Here is a 24,082-nt window from a genome sequence, read left to right on the forward strand (position 1 = left end):
GCATGAAATTCCTGTTGCTGCCAGCTTTGTTTCTTTCCTTGCCTGCCGTCGCGCAAGAGGCATCAGCACCCACATGGGCCCTCAGGGCAGGGGACACGCCATATGATGCGGAAACACTCGCGAGTTTGCCAGGGCAGTCGTTTGTGTTCTACGACGATGGCGAGGCCATATTCGGGTCGGATGGGGCCTATTCCTACACATATTCCCCCGCCAATGGGGGCGGCACTGCTTGGGGCAGCTACCACATCGCCACGGACGGCAGTGTTTGTGTGTCATTTGTTTCGGGGGCGACCCGCTGCGATCTCTATGTGAAAAATCGCAACCGCACCATTCTGATCACGGAAGATGGGCAACGTTTCCCGGTGCGCCAGTCAGGTTAGCGCGGCGATTTGAACAGGCTCTAACCCGCAAGTTAGAGCCGGATTTTCAAAGACGCGACAGCAGGGCCGGGGTTGGCCAGGCGTCAGCTGGCAGGCCCAATCGTTTCTGTTCCTGCTGCACGGCCTGTCGGGTGCGCGCCCCGAGTATGCCGTCGATTTCACCAACATCGTGACCACGGGCCTGCAATTTTGCTTGCAGCTGTTTCATCTGGTTACCGGACAAACCTTTATCCGGATTGCCCGCGTCATAACGATCTGCACCGGACAAGCGGGTGCCAAAATAGGCGGCTGTCAGAACGTAGGTAAAGCTCTGGTTCCACTCGAAGTAGACGTCAAAGTTCGGATAGGCGAGAAAGGCAGGCCCCTTGTGTCCCTGCGGCAGTAGCAAGGCGGCCTTCATGTTTGGGTTGGCGAGCCGCCCATCGCGCGGTGCCACCCCAAGTTTCTGCCATTGGGCAACGCTTTTCTTGCGGTAGGCCCCCGTCTGGCTGAGATCCAGATCCGTCGGGATTTTGACCTCCTGCAGCCAGGGCTCGTTTGGCCGCCATCCGAGGTGCGACAGCATCTTGGCACCCGACATCAGGGCATCCGGAGCAGAGGTTTTCAGCCGCACGTGGCCATCGCCATCGGCATCAACCCCGTTTTCGAGAATGTCGCGCGGCAGCATCTGAACCATGCCGATTTCACCCGCCCAGGCTCCGGTCGTCTTTTGCGGGTCGAAATCCCCGTTGCTGTAAAGCTCCAAAGCCGCGAACACCTGCGGGCGGAACAGCTCTGGGCGGCGACAGTCATGCGCGAGGGTGACAAGTGCATTCAGCGTGTTGAAGTTGCCCTGGACCGCGCCATAGTCGGTCTCAAACGCCCAGAATGCCAAGAGCACGCCGCGATCAATGCCGTAGGTTGTCTCGATCCGGCGGAAGATGGCGTCGTATTTCTTGGACATCGCCCGTCCACGATCCAACCGCCCCTGGGATATCAAGCGCTGCGAGAACTCAACGAATGGTTTTTGGAAAACACCCTGTGCCCGATCAGCCTTAAGTACGGCAGGATCCTGACGCACGCCCTTGAAAAAGCGGTTCACTGTTGCCCGGTCATACCCGCCAGTCATCGCCTCCTCTTTGAGAGAGCTGACGAAATTGGAAAAGCCGCCGCCGCATTGGGCATGGGCTGTCACAGGAAGGGCAAGGGTAATCAAAGCAAATAGGCTGGAACGCAACACGGGAAAACCGTCCTTTTTCGTGGAACTTCCCTTTGTTAGCTAGAACAGCACGGCAATGGCAACCGTAAGGATAAGCCCAAGCCCCCAAGCAAGCCAAAGCGTGCGCACGGCCCGCTTTATGCTATGGGCGTCACTGCTCTTGGCTCCATCCGGATTGACCCATGGAAAGGACTGCATCCGCCCGTCATAAGACCGGGGCCCGGCGAGCGCGACGTGGATGGCGCGTGCCATCGCAGCCTCTGGCCAGCCGGCATTGGGTGAGCGGTGTTGACGGGCATCTGCGGCAATGTCGCCCCAGTTGCGCAGCTGTCCACCGACGATCGCGATCAACACAGCTGAAAGACGCGCCGGAATCAGATTGAGAAGATCGTCAAATCGCGCAGCCGCCCAACCGAAATGGCGGTGACGCGGTGTCTTGTAGCCGATCATGCTGTCCGCGGTATTGGTGAATTTGTAGATCAGCAGGCCAGGCAGGCCGCCGATCAGGAACCAGAAAGCCGGAGCGATGATCCCGTCAGAGAAATTTTCGGCGGCACTCTCGATGGCAGAGCGAGAAACCTGCGGGCCAGTCATCTTGCCGGTGTCGCGACTGACAATCATCGAAACCGCAGTCCGTCCTTCCGCGAGATCGCGGCGCAGCCCGTCTGCCACAGCCTCCACATGTTCACACAGCGAGCGCTGTGCCAGCAGGATGGCCGCGACCAGAATTTCTACAATTGGACCCGCAAGGGACAAAGCCCACCCCAACCAGCCGGCAAAAAGCACAAGCCCGACCATGGCTGCGATGCCTTTTGCCTTTCGGTGGTGGCCATGGTTCAGCTGATCGTCCAGTTGTTTGATGACGCGCCCCATCAGCACCGCCGGATGCGGCAGGCGCGACCATAGCCACTTTGGTTCACCAAACAGCGCATCCAACGCCAGCGCAGGAACAAGAAGGGCCGCGGTGGTCATAGCGCAGCCTCCAGGCGCTCCCATCCGTCGGCAGGGGGCAGGCCAAGACGAAGATAGGTCGAGGAATATGGGAAAATTCGGCTCCAGATATGGGCCTTTGCGAGCCGCTGCTGCCAGGCAGCAGCGTCATCCACTTCGTAAAGACGGAACAGATCCGTGCCCCCGACCAGCGTGGCGTTCTTGGCATGCATCAAGGCATCCAGCCGTTCGGCCCCTTTTGCCAGTTGCGCGCGGGTGGTGATTGCCCAATCCACGTCGCGCAGCGCACGTGTGCCAACCCGCAGCGCAGGTCCAGACACAGCCCACGGCCCTTGCAGGTTGCCCAATTGCTGGATCAGCTCGGGATCACCGATTGCAAAACCCAGCCGCATCCCGGCGAGCCCCCAGAACTTGCCAAAGCTCTTGAGGACAAGGGTGCCTGGCCGCTCAGCCAGATGAATCAGACTGTTTTGGGGACAGACGTCGCAGAAACTCTCGTCAATGACGACAAGCGGGGCCTGAACGTCTTCGGCGGACCATAGACGACCATCGGGGTTGTTGGGGTGCACGATCACGCGGGCCTCTGCCGGACCATGGGCGACGGTTGTCCAGCCGTGGTTCACAAAGGCTGCTGCGTGTTCGTTGTATGTTGGCGTGGTGATTTCGACCCAGCGTGCCTCTGCCAGGGCGGGGATCGCTGCAATCAGCGCAGAGGCTCCGGGAGCAGGCACAATATCAGCACCTGCCGGGACATCCCAAAATGTCCGCGCCGCCTGTATGAGATCGAGCCGTGCTTGCTCGTCTGGCAGTGCGGTCCAGTCAGAGGCAGTGAGGCCCGTGACAGGGTAGGGGTCTGGGTTGATGCCGGTTGAGAGGTCAATCCAGTCTTCCGGTCTGCCCCCGAATTCCGTCATGGCGGCGCTCAGATTGCCGCCGTGGTCGCGTTTTTGAGGGGCCGAATTGTCCAGGATGCCAGTCATCATGAGCCTTGCATGAGAAAACAAGATCAGCGGTCGTGCCAAAGCCCGCCGCGATCACCGTATGGAGTAGCTGTGTTTGGGATGCAAACATAGGTGATTGTGCACCGCAATTCCCCAAAAACGGTGATCGAACAACGGTCTGCAACAGACTTGCGGCAGATTGACGGTCGGTGTTTGTCGCAAATCGCCGCAGAAGCCGCCAATGGCGACTTTTCGTGCGCTGGTGCCGCGAATCACGGGCAGGCTTTGCAGAAAACTCCTCGCAACAATCCACTAGATTTGCGCTGATTTAATCCCTGAGGGGGCGCCCGGAGCGTCCCCTCAGAAATCCATGAACCACTTGCTGTCAGTCTCGGCCGTGTGGGGCCAACCAGTCAATCTGTGGGTTGGTCGGAATGATCCGGTGCGGATTAATGGTGTCGTGGCTGTAGTGGTAGTGGCGCACGATGTGATCCATCCCGACTGTCTTTGCAACGCCAGGGTGTTGAAACAGCGCCCGCGTGTAGGCCCAGAGGTTCGGATAATCGATGATCCGTTTCCGGTTACATTTGAAATGCAGGTGATACACCGGATCAAACCGAAGCAGGGTCGTGAACAGGCGCCAGTCGGCCTCTGTCAGCTGCTCTCCCAGCAGGAATCGATGTTCCGACAGGATATCTTCGAGCCAGTCCAGTGTCTCAAAAAGCGGATCAATCGCGGCGTCATAGGCTTCTTGCGATGTGGCAAAGCCGCATTTGTAGACGCCATTGTTGAGGGTCGAATAGATACGGCTGTTCACCGCTTCGATCGGCTCCCGCAGCTCTTCTGGCCAGTAATCGTCGGTGTTGCCAGTGATGTCATCAAATGCACTGTTGAACATCCGGATGATGTCGGCGCTTTCGTTAGAGACGATGGTGTTTTCCTTTTTGTCCCAAAGAATTGGAACAGTCACGCGCCCTGAATACTTTGGGTCGGCCCGGGTATAGATTTCATGGGCAAATCCACTGCCAAACAGGGTGTCACCGGTGGCGCCATGCTCGTCCTTGGCAAAGGTCCACCCTTTGTCGAGCATGTCGGGGTGCACGACCGAGATGCTGATATGGTCGGACAGGTCTTTCAGCTGCCGAAAGATCAAGGTGCGGTGCGCCCACGGGCAGGCGAGAGATACATAGAGGTGATAGCGTCCACTCTCGGCAGCGAAACCAGCGCGCCCTGTTGGGCCAGCCCGCCCGTCAACGGTGATCCAGTTGCGAAATTGCGCAGCCGAGCGTTTGAATGCGCCACCGGTTGATTTGGTGTCATACCACTGGTCGTGCCAGATGCCGTCAATCAGAAGGCCCATGCTGTTCTCCTTTTCATCTGGCCACAACTTAGGCCCGCAAACGATGGGCGCCCACTGCCGTCAGCGCGCAGTTTCTCTGCATCCATGCACAAGGGGAGGAAAGAGTGTGCGCCAGACGACATCTTGGGGGTCTGCGATCGCAACTCACGGAAATGACTCAAAAACTTCACTTGATTTTAGTCATTTGCGAGTCATCCTTTAATCAGCCGGGCAAAACGCCCACCCGCCCGCTGGGGCGGTCACAAGAGTGTGACCAGTTCTTAGCGCGTGGGATCACAGAGAAGGGTCATTCAGATGACGACATATGTGCCAAAAGCTGTACAGGACGCCCTTGATGCCGCCCGGATGCAGGGCCTGAAGAGCAAAAGCCGTCTACGGGTCTCTGTTGAGGATCAGATCTTTCCGGTTTTGCGCATGTGGAAGGATGGCTTCTCTGTTGAGGCAGAAACAGCACCACAACTGCGGGGGCTGGTTGATCTGTACGATGGCGCGCGCCACCTGTCGCAGTGCCTGATCGTAGCCTCTGATCTGGAAGGCGATGAGATGTGCTATGAATTCAAACGGGCGACCCCGGCTGCGGAGAGCGCACCGCTTGATTTCTACCGTGCACCTGATGCGCCGGTTGCGCTTCTTGCGCAGGATGACAGCCGCCTGTGATGCGGCAGTGCCAGTGATCCGTACCACGCCGGATCTACGAGATTAGAAACGGGGGCAGCCATCTCTGGCGCCCCCGTTTTTCATGTGTGTTCAGTGTCCTGATGGTCGGATCACTGCAGGTCCGAAAACGCTTCGCGCAGGCGATTGCAGGCTTCTTCGATGCGCGAGCGCTGGGTTCCCAGGTTGAAGCGCAAGAAGTTTTCTCCGCCGGTTCCAAAGGTGGTCCCGTGGTTGGCGGCGATCTTTGCCCCCTGTTCAACCCGCGCTGTAAACTCTTCCCGGCTCATGCCGGTGCCGGAGAAATCGACCCATGCCAGATATGTCGCCTGTAGTTCGGTCGACCGCAGGCCAGGAATGGAATTGACCGCTGCATCAAACATCTGCCGGTTGCCGTCGAGATAGGCCACCAGCTCGTCGACCCATGCGGCGCCTTCGGGAGAATAGGCGCAGGCCGTTGCCCATTGGCCGGGCGAGTTGGGAGACAGCGCCAGCGCCATCATCCGACGTGAAAACTGTGCACGCAGGTCCGGATCCGGGATGATGACCTGACCGGTGTGCATCCCTGCAAAATTGAATGTCTTGGATGGCGCCGTCAGCATCAGCAGACGGTCGGTGATGTCAGGGGCAGCATTCTGCATCTGAATATGCTTGGCATCCCCATAGACCAGATCGTGATGGATCTCATCCGACAGCAACATCAGATCGTGCCGTTTGGCAAAATCCGCAACGGCGCGCAGCTCTTCCTGGGTCCAGACACGGCCACCCGGATTGTGCGGTGAGCAGAGGATGACCATCTTTTCGGATCCGGTCATCTGCGCGTCATATGCTTCGAAGTCCATTTCATAGCGGCCGTCATTCTGGACCAGCTGGCATTCCACCACTTCGCGGCCCGCATTGCGGATGACTTTGGCAAAGGCGTGGTAGACAGGGGTGAACAAAACGATGCCTTCACCGGGTTGGGTGAAGGTATCCAGACACATGCCCACACCGTTGACGAGCCCGGTCGTCGTAAAGATGGCATCTGCCTCGACATCCCAGCCATGGCGGTTTTTCATCCACCAGCGAATGGCGTCTTTATAGGGGGCGTCGCAGTTGACGTAGCCATAGACACCATGATCTGCCATCTCCCGCATCTTGTTGGTCACAACGTCTGGAACCGCGAAATCCATATCAGCGACCCACATGGCCAGACCGTCGTCGCCCGGCACATTGTAGAGGTCGCTCATCATGTCCCATTTGGCGCAATGGGTGCCGCGGCGGTCGATGATCTTGTCAAAATCCATGCTCAAAACTCCGTTTGTCAGGGCCGAAGCTAACGCCATCAGCGCTGTGCGCAAGGGGGGCGTTGCAGGGCGGGCGGCAATGGCCTACATCAACGGCATGAAACGTCCAATTCTAATCCATCCCGATCCCCGCCTGAAAAAGGTCTGCGCAGAGGTGCCAGATCTGACTGATGCGATGCGCACTCTGGCGGATGATATGCTGGAAACCATGTACGCGGCCCCCGGTGTCGGCCTGGCTGCGCCGCAGATCGGTGTGCTGGACCGGCTGATCGTTCTCGATTGCGCCAAAGAAGACGAAGAGACCCCGCGCCCGCTGGTCATGTTCAACCCAAAGATCGTTTCGGCCTCTGATGAGACCAACGTCTACGAGGAAGGTTGCCTGTCCATTCCGGATCAATACGCAGAAGTCACCCGCCCGAAGGTCGTTGAGGTCGAGTGGATGAACCGCGATGGAAATGCCGAGCGTGAAACCTTTGACGGGCTGTGGGCGACCTGTGTTCAGCATGAAATCGACCATCTCGATGGCAAGTTGTTCATCGATTACCTGAAGCCGCTGAAGCGCCAGATGATTACCCGCAAGATGCAAAAGCTGAAGCGGGAGCGCGCGCGCGGTTGATGCGTGGGGCCGGGTTTGCCCCTGTGCGTGCCGTTCGGACAGCCTGCTGAAAACCACAAGGGAAGGACCAAGACCGATGGCAGTTCGCCCCATTGTTGCCTGGCCCGACCCTGTCTTGTCGACGCCTGCCAGCCCGGTGATCGCAATCACTGACGTCGCCGATCTGGCCCAGGATATGCTGGACACCATGTATGGGGCGCCAGGCCGCGGGCTTGCAGCCCCGCAGGTTGGTGTCTTGCAGCGCGTGTTTGTGATGGACACGACCTGGAAGGATGGCACACGCGCGCCGCTGGTCTGTATCAACCCCGAGATCAAGGATCGTTCCGATCAGCATGTTTCCGGGCCCGAAGGTTGCTTGTCGATCCCGGGTGTCAGCCTGACGGTCGAGAGATCAGAGTGGGTCGATCTGGAATGGAGCGACCTGCAGGGCGTGCGCCATTGCCGCCGTTTCGACGGTTTTGACGCAATTTGCATTCAGCATGAATACGATCACCTTGATGGTATCGTTACCTTTGACCGAGTGTCAGCAGTGGCTCGGGCAGAGGCAGAGAAAACATATAATTCCTACGTGGAGACACCCCGATGACCGTGCGCACCTGCCTGCCGTGGCCCGACAAACATCTGCGCAGCCGCGCTGTAGAGGTCAGTGAAATCACCGACGACGTCCGTGCTCTCTGGCAGGATATGATCGACACAATGGAGGCCATGCCGGGGGTGGGTCTGGCCGCCAATCAAATCGGCGTTCTTCAGCGGCTGGCTGTTGTGGACGGCTCTAGCGAGCGCGGTCGCGCGGTGCGTATGGCAAACCCCGAAATTCTTCATGCATCGGTTGCGCTGCGGGAACATGACGAAGCGAGCCCCAATCTCCCCGGCGTGTCGGCAAAAATCAAACGCCCCCGCGCCGTCACAGTCCGCTATATGGATGAGAACGGAGAGACGGTTGAGCGGGATTTCGTCGGGATCGAGGCGACCAGCGTTCAGCACCAGATCGACCACCTGAACGGCAAGATGTACTTTGACAACCTGTCAAAGGTGAAGCGGGACATGTTGCTTCGCAAGGCGAAAAAACTGACCGGTTGATGGTTGGCTTCGGGGGAACACCCTCAGGATCCAAGCGAGTCAGCCAGAAGGGAAAGGGCAGGACATGCGCATTGTATTTATGGGGACGCCCGATTTCTCGGTTCCGGTTCTCGACGCATTGGTGGCGGACGGCCACGAAATCGCGGCTGTTTACTGCCAGCCCCCACGTCCGGCTGGTCGCGGCAAAAAGGACAGGCCAACTCCTGTGCATGCCCGCGCGACGGAACTGGGCCTTGAGGTGCGCCACCCGGTCAGCCTGAAAGGCGCAGACCAACAGGCGGAGTTCGCGGCTTTGGGGGCGGATGTCGCGGTGGTGGTTGCCTATGGGTTGATCCTGCCGCAGGCGGTGTTGGATGCACCACATCACGGCTGTCTGAACATCCATGCAAGCCTGTTGCCGCGTTGGCGCGGTGCGGCGCCCATCCACAGGGCCATCATGGCGGGCGATGCGGAAACAGGCGTTTGCATCATGCAGATGGAAGCGGGGCTGGATACTGGCCCTGTCCTGATGCGAGAGGCCACCGCGATTGGATCAGAAGAAACAACCGCCCAGCTGCATGACCGTCTGTCCGACATGGGCGCGGCGTTAATTGTGCAGGCTCTGCGGCGCTTGCCGGAACTGACCGCCGATGTGCAGCCGGAGGAGGGCGTGACCTATGCCCATAAGATCGACAAGGCCGAAGCCCGTGTCGATTGGACCCGTCCTGCAGCCGAAGTAGACCGCCAGATCCGTGGCTTGTCGCCGTTCCCGGGGGCTTGGTGTGAAATCGATGGCCAGCGGGTCAAGCTGCTGGCCTCTCGTTTGACAGAGGGCACAGGCCCTGCCGGGGTTGTTCTGGACGACAGTCTGCGGGTGGCCTGTGGTGACGGAGCAGTTGAGCTGCTGCGCCTTCAACGGGCGGGTAAGGGTGCACAGGACAGGGAAGTCTTCCTCAACGGCTTTCCTGTTGGCGCGGGGACCCAACTCTGAAAGGAGCGAGTATGTTCTTGGCCTTGTTTGGCAGCGTCGTGATCGCAGGCATCGTTGGCTATCTGGCCGAAAAATCCGGCTTCACCCGCAATGGTTACCTATCATCCATCATCATCTGTGTCGGTGGCGCGTTTCTGTTCCACTTTGTGGCGATCATGTTTGGCGTCGGGTTTCGTGCGCCCGGATGGAATGCCATCGCGGCTTCCATCGGGGCGCTGATTATCGTGCCGTTTCACTGGCGCAGGTAGTGTTGTGGTTGCTCAGCTGCGGGGCGGCCGGGCGCGATAGACCGGCAGGTGCCAGCCAAAGGCAATAGAGCCTGCGCGCAGTACCCAGCACACTACAGCGCAGGCGACCAGCGCCCAGCGTGTGGGCATCCCGAGGGAAACCGCAACAACCGCCGTGATCGCGCCGACCATGGCGCAGGTGATGTACAGCTCACCCTGCTTGAGCACGAGCGGAACCTCGTTGCAGACCACATCCCGCATCAGCCCGCCAAGGGTGCCTGTGGCCATTCCCATCAGAACCACGATCACCGGCGTCTGTCCGGTCAGGATAGCGGCACCTGTCCCGGCTGAAACCGCGACCGCGAGCGCAAAGCTGTCCAGCCAGACAACCCAACGCAAGCGGCTCTCGACCAGGTGTGCTGTAAAGAACACCACCACAGCCGCACCGGCGGCCAGCAGGATGTTGTTGGAATCCCCAATCCAGAACACCGGGTGACGATCCAGCAGCAGATCGCGCACCGTGCCGCCGCCTACCGCCGTGAGGCAGGCCACAAAGGCAAAGCCGACAATATCCAGCTGCGCCCGGCTCGCGACCAGCGCCCCGGAGGCGGCAAAGACCAGAACGGATGCGTAATCCAAAAGGGTGAGGATCGTCATGCTTTTGCTTTGCCCTGCTTGAACGGAGCCATGCCAGCGCGGGCCAGTTCATCCGCGCGTTCGTTTTCGGGGTGACCCGCGTGACCCTTGACCCACTCCCATGTCACGGTGTGGCGTCGCTGCGCCTCATCCAGGCGCTGCCACAGCTCGACATTCTTGACGGGTTTCTTGGAGGCTGTTTTCCATCCGTTGCGCTTCCAGCCGTGGATCCAACCGGTCACGCCGTTCTTCACATACGCGGAATCGGTGACAACCGTGATGGTCGAGGGACGGGCGAGGCTTTCCAGCGCATGGATGGCTGCCAGCAACTCCATGCGGTTGTTGGTCGTCTCTGCTTCGCCGCCCTTCAGCTCTTTTTCCTTGATCACGGTGTCGCCATCCATCGCGCGCAGCAGGGCGCCCCAACCACCGGGGCCGGGGTTGCCGGAACAGGCACCGTCCGTGTAGGCAAACAGCTCAGCCATGGCAGGCCACCGAAATCCAGCGGGCGACAGAGCCGTCCAGCCCGGTGCTTTCGCCTGTGGTGCTGTTGGTCGGGGCAAAGCCCGCAGCGCGCAGCAGATCCGTCAATTCATCTTCCTCGTAATAGGTGTAAAGCCGCCCGATGGCGTCTCGGGCTTCGCCCTTACCGAGCTTCAGCGCAATGTAAAAGGGCCCACCTGCTCGCAATGCCTGCCGAATGGCGCGCAAGTGGCGCGGGAAATCCAGCCGGGGGGCATGCAGCAGGCTGAAATTGGCCCAAACACCATCGAACAGATCTGTGCCCGATATGTCGTCAAAGCTGCCTTGCCGCGTTTCGACGCCTGCGTGGTCCTTGGCGAGGGCGAGCATTTTTTCTGAGGGGTCCATCGCAAGCGGCCGTAACCCGGCCGATGCCATGACAGCGCTTGATGTGCCAGGACCACAGCCCAAGTCCAGGACATGGCCGTTTTCGCGACATGCAGAGATGAACGCCGCCAACCTGGGATCTTTTCGCAAGTGATCGGTATTCTGCGCGGCGTAGTCGGCTGCGCGGGTGTTGTAGATCTGGAGCGTTTTTGGATCTGGGCCGCTCATAGGTAGACGCCGATCGCGAGGCAGGAAATCACAATCGCCGTCAGCAGCAGGCGCAGACGCATCCACCAGCCGGGGGTCAGGCCCCACATGTGAAAGGCATAGTCCAGCAGCAGAAGGCCGGCAAACCCATAGATCAGGTTGATCCCTGCGCTTGTTGGCCCGCCGCCCGTCATGAAAAACGCCCACAAGGCAGGGATCACCGAAAGCGCATAGCCCATTGTCGCCCGCAGGCCGGAGGTTTTGGTGGCGAACCCCCACAGAACCCCGGACATGAAACTGAGGATCACAGAGCCATAAAAAAGCTGAATATAAGGGCCGACAAAGCGGGGGCCCAGGTGCGTGGCGCCCCAGGCCTGAAGGTTTGGCATATGGGTGGTCAATGCGCCCCAGACAAAGGGGATGAGGCCGGCCAGACCCAAGACAAGCGGGGCAGGGGGGATCTTGGTCATGCGCGCTCCATTGCAAGGCGGGCAGCAAGCGCGCCAAAGAGCGCAGCAAAGCTCCGGTTGAGCCATTTTATCACTGTGTCCGACCCTAAAATCATGCGACGCGCCTGGGCCGCAAACAACCCGTAGAGGACAAAAACAGCAAACGTCATAGCCATGAATATGCCCCCAAGCAGGACCATTTCTTGCGTTGCCGCATCCGGCGCACCTGACAGAAAGGGCGGCAGCAACGCCAGGAAGAACACAGAGAGTTTGGGGTTCAAGACATTGATGAGCGCCCCGCGTTTGGCGATTTTGATGCCCCCGTCCTGGGCGCGCCTCTCAGCAGAGAGGGAGAGCGCCCCATCAGATCTCAGCATCTGCCAGGCAAGGTACAACAGATACAGGACACCTGCGATTTTGACCGCCTGAAACAGAACGGCGGACGTATGCAGAACTGCGGCCAGTCCCAATGTGGCTGCAGCCAAATGCGGGACGATCCCTGCTGTACAACCCAAGGCCGCCCATATCGCGGCGCGCCGTCCCTGACCAAGGCCAAGCGCAATCGTGTACAAAACCCCGGTGCCGGGCGCGAGAACAACGACAAATGCCGTCAGGAGAAACTGCACTGAAATCAAATGACCAAATCCTTTTTGCCCTGCCTAACGAGGGCAAGGGTAGTGGGCTGCCAGTCAGTTGCAAGATAAACAAAACCCGCAGACGGGGAATGTGGCTGCGGGTCTTGATGGTTGGGCGGTTCAGGCTGGTGTGCGTAGAACGCGGGGGACTTTGAACTCCACCCGCTCAATCGCGGTCTCAACAAGTTCGACGGTAACATCATAGCGTTCGCGGAACGCGTCGATGACCTCGTTCACGAGCAGTTCCGGCGCGGACGCCCCGGCGGTGATGGCGACCGAAGAGATCCCTTCCAATGCGCGCCAGTCGATATTCTCCGCCCGTTGCACCAACTGTGCATACTGGCAGCCCGCTTTTGCGCCGACCTCGACAAGACGCTTGGAGTTCGACGAATTGGGGGCGCCCACCACGAGCAGGGCATCCGCCTTGGGGGCTACTTCCTTCACGGCTTCCTGACGGTTCGTCGTGGCATAGCAGATGTCTTCTTTGTGAGGGCCAACAATGTTGGGAAAGCGGGTCTGCAAGGCTGCGACGATGTCCTTGGTGTCATCAACGGACAGCGTTGTCTGGGTGACATAGGCAAGGTTGTCGGGATCGCGGACGTCTACAGTCGCGACATCATCCGGCGTCTCGACCAGAAGCACCTCGCCATCCGGCAGTTGCCCCATTGTGCCGATGGTTTCCGGGTGGCCCTTGTGGCCGATCATGATCATCTGCAGACCGTTTTCTGCGTGGCGCTGCGCCTCGATGTGTACTTTTGAAACCAGCGGGCAGGTGGCATCGACATAAACCATCTGACGGCGATCCGCCTCTGCCGGGACGGATTTAGGGACGCCGTGCGCGGAAAAGATCACCGGCCGGTCATCGGGGCACTCATCCAGTTCTTCCACAAAGACGGCGCCTTTGGCCCGCAGGCCATCGACCACATATTTGTTGTGGACGATCTCGTGGCGGACAAAGACAGGTGCGCCCCATTTTTCGATCGCCATTTCAACGATCTTGATGGCGCGGTCGACACCGGCGCAAAAGCCGCGTGGGGCGGCGAGATAAAGGGTGAGGGCTGGCTTGGTCATCACGGTCTCCTTGCCGCTCAGAGCTAGGGCTTTCTGTGGTCAAGGTCCAGACCCGTGACAGGGTTGCACGTAGGTTTCAGACCAAGCCGTCACAGGCGGTTGGTTCATGGCGGGCGTTGGCCTGGTGGCGCGAGGATCGGAACAACAAAGACCCGCAGCGCGATATCCCATCGTGCTACGGGTCTTGGTCCGAAGTCAGATCGCGCATAATGGCGCGCCTGCCTTGTGTCAGCCGTTGGCAGCAGACACGGGGCGCGGTTCACCCTGTTCGCGCGGAGGACGGCCAATCACGTCCTTCAGCTCTTCCAGTTCGATGAAGTTGTCGGCCTGGCGGCGCAGCTCATCCGAAATCATGGGGGGCTGGCTGCGGATGGTCGATACAACCGAAACGCGCACGCCCTGACGCTGCAGGCTTTCGACCAGTGGGCGGAAATCACCATCACCGGAGAACAGCACGATGTGGTCGACACGCGGTGCAAGTTCCATGGCATCGACTGTCAGTTCGATGTCCATGTTGCCCTTCACTTTGCGACGGCCCATGCTGTCGGTGTATTCCTTGGCCGGTTTGGTGACCATGGTAAAGCCATTGTAGTGCAGCCAATCCACCAGGGGGCGGATTGGGGAGTACTCATCGTTTTCCAGCAGAGCAGTATAATAAAACGCCCGCAGCAATTTCCCCCGGCGCATGAATTCCTGCCGGAGCAATTTGTAATCGATGTCAAAGCCAAGCGCCTTTGCGGCGGCATATAGGTTTGATCCATCGATGAACAGCGCGAGCCGTTCGTCCTTGTAAAACATCAACAGTGTCCTTCTGGCATATCCGTTTCAACAGTGAAGTCCGTGAGTGAATGCTGAAATGTGTCGAAACGGGTGGACTTAATGTAGGTTATTTGACATTTGCCGCAAGTGGACCGGGATTAAGAAACGGGGTGAAAAATGACCGAAATTCGGTCAAAAGCACTGGTTGCCTTGGGGGGAAACCTGCCTATTGGCGAACAGTCAGTGGTGCACTCTCTTATAGGTGCGATTGCGCAGTTGTGCGAATCACGCACGCGGCTTTTGGCCGTGTCGCGGTTTTATCAGACGCCTTGCTTCCCCGCGGGGGCCGGTCCTGACTATGTAAATGCCGCCATCGCGGTGGAGACGGATCTGGACCCGGGCACCCTGTTAGAACGCCTGCACGAGATCGAGGCGGATTATGCCCGTCGCCGGACCCAGCGTTGGGGGATGCGCACCCTTGATCTTGATCTGCTGGCTTATGGGAACCTGATCCACCCGGATCAAGCGACCTTTGAGCGGTGGAAGGATCTGCCGTTGGAGCAGCAGATGCGGGATGCGCCGGGGCAGATGCTCCTGCCACATCCAAGGATGCAGGACCGTGGCTTTGTGCTGGTTCCACTTGCGGATATCGCCCCTGATTGGCGCCATCCGATTCTTGACCGGACCGTTCGTCAGATGCGCGATGCGCTGCCAAAAACGGATTTGTCCGAGATTTCCCCGATTTGAACCGGCAATGCGTCCTATTCGGCGCTTGTCAAGAGAAAGCTTTGGTTTTAGAAGTCTCCCTTCTGGACCCATTTTGATTTGGAGAGTCGCCCATGGCCCGTGTGACGGTTGAAGACTGCGTAGACAAGGTTCCCAACCGGTTTGAGCTGGTAATGCTCGCCGCGCACCGTGCACGCGAGATCTCGGCTGGCGCTGCGCTGACCGTTGATCGTGACAACGACAAGAACCCTGTCGTGTCCCTGCGCGAAATCGCCGAAGAAACTCAGAGCGCCGACTCCCTGCGCGAGCGCCTGATCGAGAGCAACCAGTCCCAGATCGAAGTTGACGAGCCGGAAGAAGATTCCATGGCTCTCCTGATGGGTGCTGACAACGACAAGCCGGCAGCAGACGACATGTCGGAAGAAAAACTGCTGCGCGCGCTCATGGAGGCCCAGGGCCAGGGCTGAGATAACGCTCGACATAACTGAATGAAGGCTGCGGACCGGAAATGATATCACCAGAAGACCTGATTGCTCTGGTCCGCAACTACAATCCAAAGACCAATGCGGACAGGATCGCCGATGCCTATGACTTCGGTGAACAGATGCATGAAGGCCAGTTCCGCCATTCTGGCGAACCTTACTTCACCCATCCCGTCGCTGTGGCCGCCATCCTGACAGAACAGCGCTTGGATGATGCGACTATCATCACCGCTCTTCTTCACGACACCATCGAAGACACAAAAGCGTCCTATGACGAAATCGCGTCCCGCTTTGGCGGCGAGGTGGCGATGTTGGTTGATGGTGTCACCAAACTGACCAACCTTCAGCTAAGCAGTCGCGAAACCAAGCAGGCCGAGAACTTTCGCAAGTTGTTCATGGCCATGTCCAAAGACCTGCGAGTTATTTTGGTCAAGCTCGCTGACCGTCTCCACAATATGCGCACGATCAAGGCGATGCGTCCTGACAAACAGGCCCAAAAGGCCCGTGAGACGATGGACATATACGCGCCGCTCGCCGGTCGCATGGGCATGCAGTGGATGCGCGAAGAGCTGGAAGATCTGGCGTTCCGCGTCCTGAACCCGGAAGGTCGGCAATCGATTATCCGCCGGTTTGTGACCCTGCAACGTGAGACTGGAGATGTCATCCATCGCATCACCGGGGACATGCGGACCGAGTTGGAGAAGGCCGGCATTGAGGCCGAGGTGTTTGGCAGAGCCAAGAAACCTTATTCCATCTGGCGCAAGATGCAGGAAAAGGATCAGGGTTTCTCGCGGCTGTCCGACATCTATGGCTTCCGGATCATCACGGCCAGCGAAGAAGATTGCTACCGTGCGCTAGGTGCGATCCACCAACGTTGGCGGGCGGTGCCGGGGCGGTTCAAAGACTATATCAGCCAGCCGAAATCCAACGGTTATCGGTCCATCCACACAACCGTTTCCGGCCGCGACGGCAAACGGGTTGAGGTGCAGATCAGAACCCGCCAGATGCATGATGTTGCGGAAACCGGTGTGGCAGCCCATTGGTCCTATCGCGACGGGATCCGTTCTGAAAATCCGTTTGCGGTTGATCCGGCCAAGTGGATTGCCTCGCTGTCCGAACAGTTTGACGCAGAGGAAGATCACGACGAGTTCCTCGAAGCGGTCAAGCTGGAGATGTATTCGGACCAGGTTTTCTGCTTCACCCCCAAGGGGGACGTTATCAAGCTGCCCAAAGGCGCGACCCCGATCGACTACGCCTATGCCATCCATACCCGCATTGGCCACGCCTGTGTCGGGGCCAAGGTTGACGGGATTCGCGTGCCGCTATGGACGCGGCTGCGCAATGGTCAGTCTGTCGATATCATCATCGCAGAAGGGCAAACACCGCAGGTGAGCTGGCTGGATATCGCAACCACAGGTAAGGCGCGGACGGCCATCCGCCGCGCCCTGCGTGAGGCGGACCGGGCGCGGTTCGTCAAGCTGGGCCACGAGTTGGCGCGCTCCGCGTTCGAACATGTCGGCCGCAAGGCCACGGATAAGGCGCTGGAAACAGCGGCGCGTGCGTTGCGTGTGAGTTCGGTTGATGAGCTGTTGGCGCGGCTTGGGGCCGCGGTTCTGACCGCCCATGACGTCGTGCAGGCCGTCTATCCAGAACTGACTGCTGATGACAGCGAAGAGGTCTCTCCGCGTCGCGCTGTGATTGGTCTGGAGCCAGGGCAGAGCTTTGAACGCGCCCAGTGCTGTCAGCCGCTGCCGGGAGAGCGGATCATCGGCATCACCTATAGGGGCCGCGGTGTGGTTGTTCATACAGCGGATTGTAACGCATTGAGCGAAGTCGAAGATCAGCCCGAACGCTGGGTCGATCTGCACTGGCACAGTGGGACACACCCAGCCGTTTATGGGGTGACGCTTGAACTGACCATCGGCAATGACGCAGGTGTGCTGGGACGCATTTGCACATTGATCGGCGAGAAAAAGGCCAATATCTCGGACCTTGAATTTGTGGATCGGAAACCAGACTTTTACCGGCTCATGATCAATGTCGAGTTGCGGGATGTGGAACAGCTGCATTCGCTGATGTTGATGTTGGAAGCCGAGAGCGATGTAGCTGCCGTGGCGCGTTTCCGTGACGTGCCCGAAAGCCGCCCCAAACTAGGGTAGCCGTTCAGAGCGATTGGAAGGACGCGAACCTTTGGTATTCAGGCGCCGTGATAGACGTCCGCCGCTGCGTGCGGTTGCGGATTTCCTCTGGCCGCGTGGTGGCTGGGGGCGGGCGTTTCATTACGTCAAACATCGTGTGCGTCGCCTGCCGGATTCGCCGGAACGTATTGCGCGTGGGGTCTGGGCTGGCGTGTTTACGACCTTTACCCCGTTCTATGGGATGCACTTTGTCGTGGCCGCGATCATCGCCCGGCTGATGAACGGCAACATCCTCGCAGCGCTCAGTGGAACATTCTTTGGCAACCCGCTGACCTATGTGCCTATTGGTGTGGCCTCTTTGCAGACCGGCCACTGGATCCTCGGAACGGAATTTGATTCCGAGGTCGATAAATCCCTAGTGGGCAAGTTTCTTGCCGCGGGTGAGGATCTGTTCGACAATCTGGTTGCGCTGGTTTTTGACCGCCCGGCGGATTGGCAGGGGCTGACCCTGTTCTACCACGAGGTTTTCTATCCCTATCTCGTAGGGGGCGTGATTCCCGGCATCATCTGCGCCACAGTTTGCTACGTTCTGTCGGTGCCCCTGATCCGCGCCTATCAGCAGCGGCGTCGCGCCAAGATCAAAGCCAAATTCGAGATCATCAAGAAACGCGCCGCGCTGGATGCGGCAAACGACACTGACGGGGCAGGCTCTGCCTGATTGGCCGATTATTCGGTGATCCGGGGTTGCTCTTGCCACCGGGGCGCCTAGTGTCTCAGCATCTAATTCTGATTGAGGGCTTGCAATCCAATGGCACAGACTTCCCTGCAGGACACCACGCTGCGGCTGGGTGTGAACATCGATCACGTGGCAACCGTGCGCAATGCACGCGGTGGCCAGACGCCCGATCCGGTGAGGGCTGCAAAACTGGCGGAAGAGGCCGGAGCTGATGGCATCACTGCCCATCTGCGAGAAGACCGCCGCCACATCACCGACACCGATATCGACGCCCTGATGGAGGCGTTGAATGTCCCGCTCAATTTTGAGATGGCGGCAACCGAGGAAATGCAGAAAATCGCCCTGCGCCACAAGCCGCATGCGGTTTGCATCGTTCCCGAAAAACGCGAAGAGCGTACCACCGAAGGCGGGCTGGAAGTGGCGCGGGACGAAAACAAACTGGCTCATTTCATCGCGCCCCTGCGTGATGCGGGGTGCCGGGTGTCGATTTTCATCGCAGCCGATCAGCGCCAGATCGAGGCGGCTCATCGGATCGGGGCGGAGGTGATCGAACTGCATACCGGGGCCTATTGTGATGCCCATGCCGAAGGTGACTTCGCCAAGCGCGACGCAGAACTGGCGGCCCTTCGTGAGATGTCCAGCTTTGCCCATTCCCTGGGGTTGGAGGTGCATGCAGGTCACGGTCTGACCTATGAAACGGTCCAGCCGATCGCAGCCTTCCCTGAGGTGCGCGAGCTGAACATCGGTCATTTCCTGATAGGCGAGGCCATTTTCAGGGGGCTGACCCCGGCAATTGCCGAGATGCGCCGCCTGATGGACGACGCCCGCGGTTGATCAACCGCAGTCACAACTGATCCGGGGCCGCCACATGGGAAGGCCCCGGACTTGGATCTCATGAACGCCCGTGTCGTGTCAGTCCAGTTTGCCGGGAAGGCTTAGGTCGCCCGATGCAATGTCAAAGACATCCGTTACGCACAGCAATGGCGCGTGGATGTTGGCATTGACCTTCAGTCCAGCTGTCACCCCGTCAAAGGCCAGAGGCTCAGGCCGAAGCGGCACAGTCAGGCTGACCTCCTTGCCATTCAGGACCGGCGAAAAGCCTGGGCTGTCGATATAGAGCGGAAGCCCCGGCCAGGTGGCAGGCAGCTCAGGCGTTGCGCCTTCGGGAATGTCTTTTACCGACAGCATCCCTTCTCCGCAGCCATCGTTTGGCGACAGGACCACCCAATGGCTGTGCCAGCCCGCCCCATCATTGCCCAGATCACCGTCACCGTTTTCGTCAAATAGGGGCGTGTCGTCAAAGTCGGGGTGCGCCGTGGCCACAAGTGCCAGTGTGCCGCTACCGGTTTCAAACCCCACAGCCGAGGGATCGAGAGAGAGCGGCCAGACATAGGCCTGTACGCCAGCCCCCGCCAAAGCCCCGGTTTCAGCGGGGATCGTGGTCCCGGCTGTACCGCCGGTTTCCATTGAAAACGTAACCTGCGCACCGCGCCGGTGAACATGCACCATGCGGATGTCGGTGTCGGCTGGAATGCCGTCCTTTGCGTCAGAGGGTAAAACGGCGTGCGCTTCGCTGTGGTTGCCATCAGCCTGCGCGATTGTGCCGACAGCTGCGGCTGCAAGGATGGCTGCAATGATTGAGGGTCTCATCTCGATCTCCTTAATTTCGACTCGATACCATATTGGTAGTATCGAGTCGAAATTATTGCAATGATGATTTTGACTCGCTATCAAGCTTGCATGACCCCTGCCCATGACATCGCCAGCCTTCTTGATCGGCTCTCGCGCCTGCATGGCACGGGTCGCCGTTCTGTTGGCCTGAACCCGGCACAGGCCTCTGCCTTGGACTATCTGGCGCGGGCCAATCGGTTTTCCCGCACGCCCTCTGCCGTGGCTGAGTATCTGTCCGCAACGCGTGGAACAGTTTCACAGACGCTAAAGTCGCTGGCTGCCAAGGGTCTTGCTGAAGAAGGGCCAGCCGGCACCGACCGTCGGTCGCGGCGCTATGATCTGACCGCTGAAGGTGAGGCGCTGGCCCGGACTCTCGACGCAGGAGGAGGCGTGGATCTGCCGGATCACCTGCTCGAAGACGTTCGCAACACGCTTCGTCAACTGGTCATGGGAATGATCGCTGCGCGTGGTGGGCGCAGTTTTGGTTTGTGCCGCAGTTGTCGATTCCACCGCAACTCGGAGGCGGGCGCCCATTGTGCGCTGATGGATGTGCCTCTGCGAAACGAAGAAACAACACAGATCTGCCAAGAGCATGAGCCGGGCGATTGCACCACAAAGGAAACGTGATCATGCCAATTCGTCCGAGCCGCTTTACCCGCTGGTGCAGACCTGTTCTGGCGGCATTGCTCTGGCCGGGTGCGGTTCTTGCGCAGTCGGTTCAGCCTGCATCGGTGCCTTGCCATCAGAGCCCGATCGCTGGGGCGCAAAACATCTGGTTTCCCGTTGAAGACGGCATCCGTCTCTACGCCAATGGGAATGTGCGGTTTATCTGGCTGGATACGGAAGAGCCTGCCTGCTGTTCCTCTCATCTGATGGTGGCGATGCCGGACCCGGACATGCCGGGACAGATCTGCACAGTATTCTCCATGCCGGGCGGTGAGGGGTTTCGGGGGATCGACCTGCAGGGGGCCGAAGCTACATACGATCCGGCGCACGGGCTTCTTGTGGGCACAGCTGTCAATATCTGGCAGGGTGACGGCGCCGGACTGGCGTTTTTGATGGTGTTGATCAATCAGGGGCAGGGCACGATCGAGGCCCGGCTGGTTGATCCATGAGCAGGCCGTGAACTCAGAGGCGACGCATGATCCTTGGCATTGGTACTGACCTTGCAAATATCGACCGCATCCAACGCACGCTGGATCGTTTCGGTGATCGGTTTCGCAACCGGGTGTTCACCGATGTAGAGCAGGCAAAGGCCGAAAGACGCATGGATGTGGCGGGGACATATGCCAAACGCTGGGCCGCCAAGGAGGCCTGTTCCAAGGCGTTGGGCACGGGGCTGCGCATGGGAATCGCCTGGAAGGACATGGCAGTGTCGAACCTGCGCAGCGGACAGCCCGTGATGCAGGTCACCGGATGGGCGGCTGATCGCTTGCGGCAGATGACCCCGGAAGGGCATGAAGCCATCATTCACGTCACTCTAACGGACGATCACCCTTGGGCGCAGGCCTTTGTGGTGATAGAAGCGCGGCCCATTGCCATTCAGGCGTCCGCGACGCTGGGCGATGCTTGACTTACCCCGGTCCGCCCCGCATGAAGCCCCGGACCCTTGTTCACAGTTAGACCGGAGAGCCTGATGACGGCCAAAGCTACAGTCGGAAGTTCGATCCTTGAGACCGTAAAGACGATTGTCTATGCGCTGCTGATTGCGGGTGTCTTCCGCACGCTGTTTTTTCAGCCCTTCTGGATTCCCTCTGGCTCTATGAAGGAAACGCTGCTGATTGGTGATTTCCTTTTCGTGAACAAGATGGCCTACGGCTATTCCTCGGCGTCCTGTCCCAGCCTGAAGTTTCCAGGTCTGGGTGTTGATATCGACAGCAGTGATATCTGCGGTTTCCTGGATGGCGACAACAGCCGCATTCTGGCAAGCGAACCTGAGCGCGGTGATGTGGTGGTCTTCCGGCATCCGGTGAACCAGAACGACTTTATCAAGCGTCTGGTGGGCATGCCGGGCGACAAGATCCAGGTCAAGAATGGTGTTCTGCACATCAACGGCGCCGCCGTTGCGCTGCAGGACGCTGGCGACTTCGAAGAGATCATGGCACCGCAAGGTCCGGCCGGGTCATACCCGCTGTGCGAAAACGCTCCTGTGGGTGAAGGCGCCGTATGTAAGAAATCCCGTCAGATCGAAACCCTGCCCGGCGGCAGCCAGCATGTTGTGCTGAACATCGGCAATCAGGGCATGGATCACACTGGCGTCTATCAGGTGCCGGATGGGCACTACTTCTTTATGGGGGACAACCGCGACAACTCCTCTGACAGCCGTTTGCCGCAATCGGCGGGTGGGGTTGGCTTTGTCCCGTTTGAAAACCTCATTGGTCGCGCAGATCGGATCATGTTCTCCTCTGCGGGCCGCTCCATGCTGTTCTTCTGGACATGGCGTGGGGATCGTTTCTTCAAGGGGATCGAGTGAAACTCTCTAGGGATATGCACGCCTTCGAGGCGCGGATTGGCTACCAGTTCACGGAGCCCGCACTTCTTGTGCGGGCTTTGACGCATGCATCGGTGTCGTCTCCGAACCGAAAGGACAACCAGCGTCTGGAATTTTTGGGTGACCGGGTGCTTGGCCTTGTGATGGCGACAGCGCTTTTGGAAACCGACAAGGACGCCAGCGAAGGCCAGCTCGCACCGCGTTTCAACGCGCTGGTGCGCAAGGAAACCTGTGCGGATGTGGCGCGTCAGATCGATGTGGGCAGCGTGCTCAAACTCGGTCGCTCGGAAACCCTCTCGGGGGGGCGCCGCAAAATGGCGCTGTTGGGTGACGCAATGGAAGCGGTGATCGCCGCGGTCTATAAAGACGGCGGCTTTGACGCCGCACAGGAATTGATCCTGCGGCTTTGGGGGGATCGCATTGGTCGTGTCGAAGCAGATGCACGCGATGCGAAAACCACGTTGCAGGAATTTGCCCAGGCGCGGGGCGAACAGCCGCCGACCTATGTTCTTGTCGAACGCAAGGGGCCGGATCACCAGCCCGAATTCACCATCTCCGTACAGTTGCAGGACGGCACCGAGGGCCGCGCAACTGCCGGATCCAAGCGGCAGGCCGAACAGGCCGCTGCAAAATCTCTCTTGGCTCGACTGGAGCAGGACAAATGACGACACGCGCAGGCTTTGTTGCCCTGATCGGAGAGCCCAACGCGGGCAAATCCACCCTTCTCAATCGTATGGTCGGAGCCAAGGTGTCCATCGTGACACACAAGGTGCAGACAACCCGTGCCCGTATTCGTGGCGTGGCAATGGAAGGCGACAGCCAGATCGTGTTTGTCGACACGCCTGGTCTTTTCCGCCCGCGCCGCCGACTGGACCGCGCGATGGTCGCGGCCGCCTGGGGGGGCGCGGCTGATGCGGATGTCGTGGTTCTCATGGTCGAAGCCCATCGTGGGATCACCGAAGGGGTAGAGCGTATCCTTGAGGGGCTGCAGGACATCGGCGAAGGCCGCCGCATCGCGCTGGCCATCAACAAGATTGACCGCGTGCAGTCTGAGGTTCTGTTGGGGCTGACCAAGGATCTCAACGAACGCTACGACTTCTCCGAGACCTTCATGATTTCGGCTGAACGCGGTCACGGTGTCGATGCGTTGCGCCAGTGGCTCGCTCAGGAGTTGCCCGAAGGCCCGTGGCTTTATCCTGAAGACCAGATCGCGGATCTGCCAATGCGCATGATCGCTGCGGAAATGACGAGAGAAAAGCTCACGCTGCGGCTTCATCAAGAGCTGCCCTATCAGCTGACTGTTGAGACCGAGCACTGGGAAGAGCGCAAGGATGGGTCTGCCAAGATCGACCAGGTGATCTATGTGATGCGCGATGGTCACAAGGGGATTGTGCTGGGCAAACGCGGCGAAACCATCAAGGCCGTCAGCCAGGCCGCCCGTGCCGAACTGGAAGAGTTCCTTGATCGCAAGGTGCATCTGTTCCTGCAGGTCAAGGTTCGTCCGAACTGGCTGGAAGAGGCGGAGCGCTATTCTGAGATGGGCCTTGATTTCAAGGACGGGAACTGACC

31 protein-coding genes are annotated in these 24,082 nt (G+C 59.3%); 18 read left to right on the plus strand and 13 right to left on the minus strand.

All coding sequences use genetic code 11. From position 1 onward, the window contains the following. Positions 1-2 precede the first annotated feature (2 nt). Entirely contained in the window at positions 3-380 is a 378-nt protein-coding gene (locus tag NIT7645_RS09535; RefSeq protein WP_050686860.1) for a hypothetical protein, read from the plus strand. Positions 381-426: 46 nt separating this feature from the next. Here the strand turns inward: NIT7645_RS09535 and NIT7645_RS09540 are convergent, their stop codons facing one another. The 4 genes from NIT7645_RS09540 to NIT7645_RS09555 form a co-directional block, all read right to left on the minus strand. Continuing rightward, on the minus strand, positions 427-1,599 hold the full coding sequence (locus NIT7645_RS09540; protein ID WP_082204863.1) for a lytic murein transglycosylase: 1,173 nt from the start codon (positions 1,597-1,599) through the stop codon (positions 427-429). Between the two features lie 39 nt (positions 1,600-1,638). Beyond that, on the minus strand, positions 1,639-2,550 hold the full coding sequence (cbiB, locus tag NIT7645_RS09545) for an adenosylcobinamide-phosphate synthase CbiB (protein WP_050686863.1): 912 nt from the start codon (positions 2,548-2,550) through the stop codon (positions 1,639-1,641). Beyond that, the gene (locus NIT7645_RS09550) at positions 2,547-3,512 is read right to left on the minus strand and encodes a threonine-phosphate decarboxylase (protein ID WP_050686865.1); all 966 of its coding nucleotides are present in this window, start codon (positions 3,510-3,512) and stop codon (positions 2,547-2,549) included. The genes cbiB and NIT7645_RS09550 overlap by 4 nt, the downstream gene beginning before the upstream one ends. 343 nt (positions 3,513-3,855) lie before the next feature. Then, a complete protein-coding gene (locus NIT7645_RS09555) occupies positions 3,856-4,830 on the minus strand; it encodes a glutathione S-transferase family protein (protein WP_046211676.1) in 975 nt (324 codons plus the stop codon). A 294-nt stretch (positions 4,831-5,124) separates the two neighbouring features. On the opposite strand from NIT7645_RS09555, the gene NIT7645_RS09560 reads away from it, so the two are divergent. Beyond that, the gene (locus NIT7645_RS09560; protein ID WP_008562835.1) at positions 5,125-5,487 is read left to right on the plus strand and encodes a hypothetical protein; all 363 of its coding nucleotides are present in this window, start codon (positions 5,125-5,127) and stop codon (positions 5,485-5,487) included. Between the two features lie 110 nt (positions 5,488-5,597). On the opposite strand, the gene NIT7645_RS09565 is transcribed toward NIT7645_RS09560, so the two are convergent. Then, entirely contained in the window at positions 5,598-6,770 is a 1,173-nt protein-coding gene (locus NIT7645_RS09565) for a MalY/PatB family protein (protein WP_050686867.1), read from the minus strand. 97 nt (positions 6,771-6,867) lie between these two features. On the opposite strand from NIT7645_RS09565, the gene def (NIT7645_RS09570) reads away from it, so the two are divergent. From def (NIT7645_RS09570) to NIT7645_RS09590, 5 genes are all read left to right on the plus strand, one after another. Beyond that, positions 6,868-7,386 (plus strand): peptide deformylase, encoded by a 519-nt coding sequence (gene def / locus NIT7645_RS09570; protein WP_050687097.1) that lies wholly within the window; start codon positions 6,868-6,870, stop codon positions 7,384-7,386. Positions 7,387-7,462: 76 nt separating this feature from the next. Continuing rightward, positions 7,463-7,972: a peptide deformylase gene (def, locus tag NIT7645_RS09575; protein WP_050686869.1), complete on the plus strand. Its 510-nt coding sequence runs from the start codon at positions 7,463-7,465 to the stop codon at positions 7,970-7,972. Further along, on the plus strand, positions 7,969-8,466 hold the full coding sequence (def, locus tag NIT7645_RS09580; protein ID WP_008562992.1) for a peptide deformylase: 498 nt from the start codon (positions 7,969-7,971) through the stop codon (positions 8,464-8,466). The genes def (NIT7645_RS09575) and def (NIT7645_RS09580) overlap by 4 nt, the downstream gene beginning before the upstream one ends. Before the next feature lie 64 nt (positions 8,467-8,530). After that, positions 8,531-9,436 carry a methionyl-tRNA formyltransferase gene (gene fmt / locus NIT7645_RS09585; RefSeq protein ID WP_008562221.1) on the plus strand — a complete coding sequence of 302 codons (906 nt, stop codon included), beginning with the start codon at positions 8,531-8,533 and terminating at the stop codon, positions 9,434-9,436. A gap of 11 nt (positions 9,437-9,447) precedes the next feature. Next, a complete protein-coding gene (locus NIT7645_RS09590) occupies positions 9,448-9,684 on the plus strand; it encodes a hypothetical protein (RefSeq protein WP_008559687.1) in 237 nt (78 codons plus the stop codon). A gap of 12 nt (positions 9,685-9,696) precedes the next feature. Here NIT7645_RS09590 and NIT7645_RS09595 read toward each other — a convergent pair whose 3' ends face one another. The 7 genes from NIT7645_RS09595 to NIT7645_RS09625 form a co-directional block, all read right to left on the minus strand. After that, entirely contained in the window at positions 9,697-10,320 is a 624-nt protein-coding gene (locus NIT7645_RS09595) for a trimeric intracellular cation channel family protein (protein WP_046211567.1), read from the minus strand. Beyond that, positions 10,317-10,784: a ribonuclease HI gene (rnhA, locus tag NIT7645_RS09600; RefSeq protein ID WP_046211566.1), complete on the minus strand. Its 468-nt coding sequence runs from the start codon at positions 10,782-10,784 to the stop codon at positions 10,317-10,319. The genes NIT7645_RS09595 and rnhA overlap by 4 nt, the downstream gene beginning before the upstream one ends. After that, positions 10,777-11,376, minus strand: coding sequence for a class I SAM-dependent methyltransferase (locus tag NIT7645_RS09605; RefSeq protein WP_050686871.1), 600 nt, complete (start codon positions 11,374-11,376; stop codon positions 10,777-10,779). The genes rnhA and NIT7645_RS09605 overlap by 8 nt, the downstream gene beginning before the upstream one ends. Next, positions 11,373-11,825, minus strand: a complete 453-nt coding sequence (locus NIT7645_RS09610) for a DUF3429 domain-containing protein (protein ID WP_050674082.1) — start codon at positions 11,823-11,825, stop codon at positions 11,373-11,375. Before NIT7645_RS09610 ends, NIT7645_RS09605 begins: the two co-directional genes overlap by 4 nt. Further along, complete coding sequence (locus NIT7645_RS09615) at positions 11,822-12,439, minus strand: LysE family translocator (protein WP_050686873.1); 618 nt, start codon at positions 12,437-12,439, stop codon at positions 11,822-11,824. The genes NIT7645_RS09610 and NIT7645_RS09615 overlap by 4 nt, the downstream gene beginning before the upstream one ends. Before the next feature lie 120 nt (positions 12,440-12,559). After that, positions 12,560-13,510: a 4-hydroxy-3-methylbut-2-enyl diphosphate reductase gene (gene ispH / locus NIT7645_RS09620; protein WP_008562680.1), complete on the minus strand. Its 951-nt coding sequence runs from the start codon at positions 13,508-13,510 to the stop codon at positions 12,560-12,562. A 228-nt stretch (positions 13,511-13,738) separates the two neighbouring features. Beyond that, positions 13,739-14,308, minus strand: a complete 570-nt coding sequence (locus NIT7645_RS09625) for a LabA-like NYN domain-containing protein (protein WP_008563198.1) — start codon at positions 14,306-14,308, stop codon at positions 13,739-13,741. Between the two features lie 138 nt (positions 14,309-14,446). Here NIT7645_RS09625 and folK point away from each other — a divergent pair, with 138 nt between their 5' ends. The 5 genes from folK (at position 14,447) to NIT7645_RS09650 (ending at position 19,185) form a co-directional block, all read left to right on the plus strand. After that, positions 14,447-15,016 (plus strand): 2-amino-4-hydroxy-6-hydroxymethyldihydropteridine diphosphokinase, encoded by a 570-nt coding sequence (gene folK, locus NIT7645_RS09630; RefSeq protein WP_050686876.1) that lies wholly within the window; start codon positions 14,447-14,449, stop codon positions 15,014-15,016. Between the two features lie 92 nt (positions 15,017-15,108). Then, complete coding sequence (gene rpoZ / locus NIT7645_RS09635; RefSeq protein ID WP_008558720.1) at positions 15,109-15,462, plus strand: DNA-directed RNA polymerase subunit omega; 354 nt, start codon at positions 15,109-15,111, stop codon at positions 15,460-15,462. Positions 15,463-15,503: 41 nt separating this feature from the next. Next, the gene (locus NIT7645_RS09640; RefSeq protein ID WP_008559021.1) at positions 15,504-17,636 is read left to right on the plus strand and encodes a RelA/SpoT family protein; all 2,133 of its coding nucleotides are present in this window, start codon (positions 15,504-15,506) and stop codon (positions 17,634-17,636) included. 31 nt (positions 17,637-17,667) lie between these two features. Beyond that, positions 17,668-18,333, plus strand: coding sequence for a DUF2062 domain-containing protein (locus NIT7645_RS09645; RefSeq protein ID WP_046211560.1), 666 nt, complete (start codon positions 17,668-17,670; stop codon positions 18,331-18,333). A 90-nt stretch (positions 18,334-18,423) separates the two neighbouring features. Then, a complete protein-coding gene (locus NIT7645_RS09650) occupies positions 18,424-19,185 on the plus strand; it encodes a pyridoxine 5'-phosphate synthase (protein WP_046211559.1) in 762 nt (253 codons plus the stop codon). A gap of 78 nt (positions 19,186-19,263) precedes the next feature. Here NIT7645_RS09650 and NIT7645_RS09655 read toward each other — a convergent pair whose 3' ends face one another. Beyond that, a complete protein-coding gene (locus tag NIT7645_RS09655; protein WP_050686878.1) occupies positions 19,264-20,001 on the minus strand; it encodes a hypothetical protein in 738 nt (245 codons plus the stop codon). A 90-nt stretch (positions 20,002-20,091) separates the two neighbouring features. On the opposite strand from NIT7645_RS09655, the gene NIT7645_RS09660 reads away from it, so the two are divergent. The 6 genes from NIT7645_RS09660 (at position 20,092) to era (ending at position 24,080) form a co-directional block, all read left to right on the plus strand. Beyond that, positions 20,092-20,649, plus strand: a complete 558-nt coding sequence (locus NIT7645_RS09660) for a MarR family winged helix-turn-helix transcriptional regulator (protein WP_050686879.1) — start codon at positions 20,092-20,094, stop codon at positions 20,647-20,649. Between the two features lie 2 nt (positions 20,650-20,651). Continuing rightward, entirely contained in the window at positions 20,652-21,137 is a 486-nt protein-coding gene (locus NIT7645_RS09665; protein ID WP_050686881.1) for a hypothetical protein, read from the plus strand. A gap of 26 nt (positions 21,138-21,163) precedes the next feature. Next, complete coding sequence (gene acpS, locus NIT7645_RS09670; protein WP_008563229.1) at positions 21,164-21,595, plus strand: holo-ACP synthase; 432 nt, start codon at positions 21,164-21,166, stop codon at positions 21,593-21,595. Between the two features lie 63 nt (positions 21,596-21,658). Then, positions 21,659-22,495, plus strand: a complete 837-nt coding sequence (gene lepB / locus NIT7645_RS09675; RefSeq protein ID WP_008559749.1) for a signal peptidase I — start codon at positions 21,659-21,661, stop codon at positions 22,493-22,495. Next, entirely contained in the window at positions 22,492-23,178 is a 687-nt protein-coding gene (gene rnc / locus NIT7645_RS09680; protein WP_037302647.1) for a ribonuclease III, read from the plus strand. The genes lepB and rnc overlap by 4 nt, the downstream gene beginning before the upstream one ends. Beyond that, positions 23,175-24,080, plus strand: coding sequence for a GTPase Era (gene era / locus NIT7645_RS09685; protein WP_008561278.1), 906 nt, complete (start codon positions 23,175-23,177; stop codon positions 24,078-24,080). The genes rnc and era overlap by 4 nt, the downstream gene beginning before the upstream one ends. Positions 24,081-24,082 lie beyond the last annotated feature (2 nt).

It is taken from the genome of Phaeobacter italicus (assembly GCF_001258055.1).
Taxonomy (GTDB): domain Bacteria; phylum Pseudomonadota; class Alphaproteobacteria; order Rhodobacterales; family Rhodobacteraceae; genus Phaeobacter; species Phaeobacter italicus.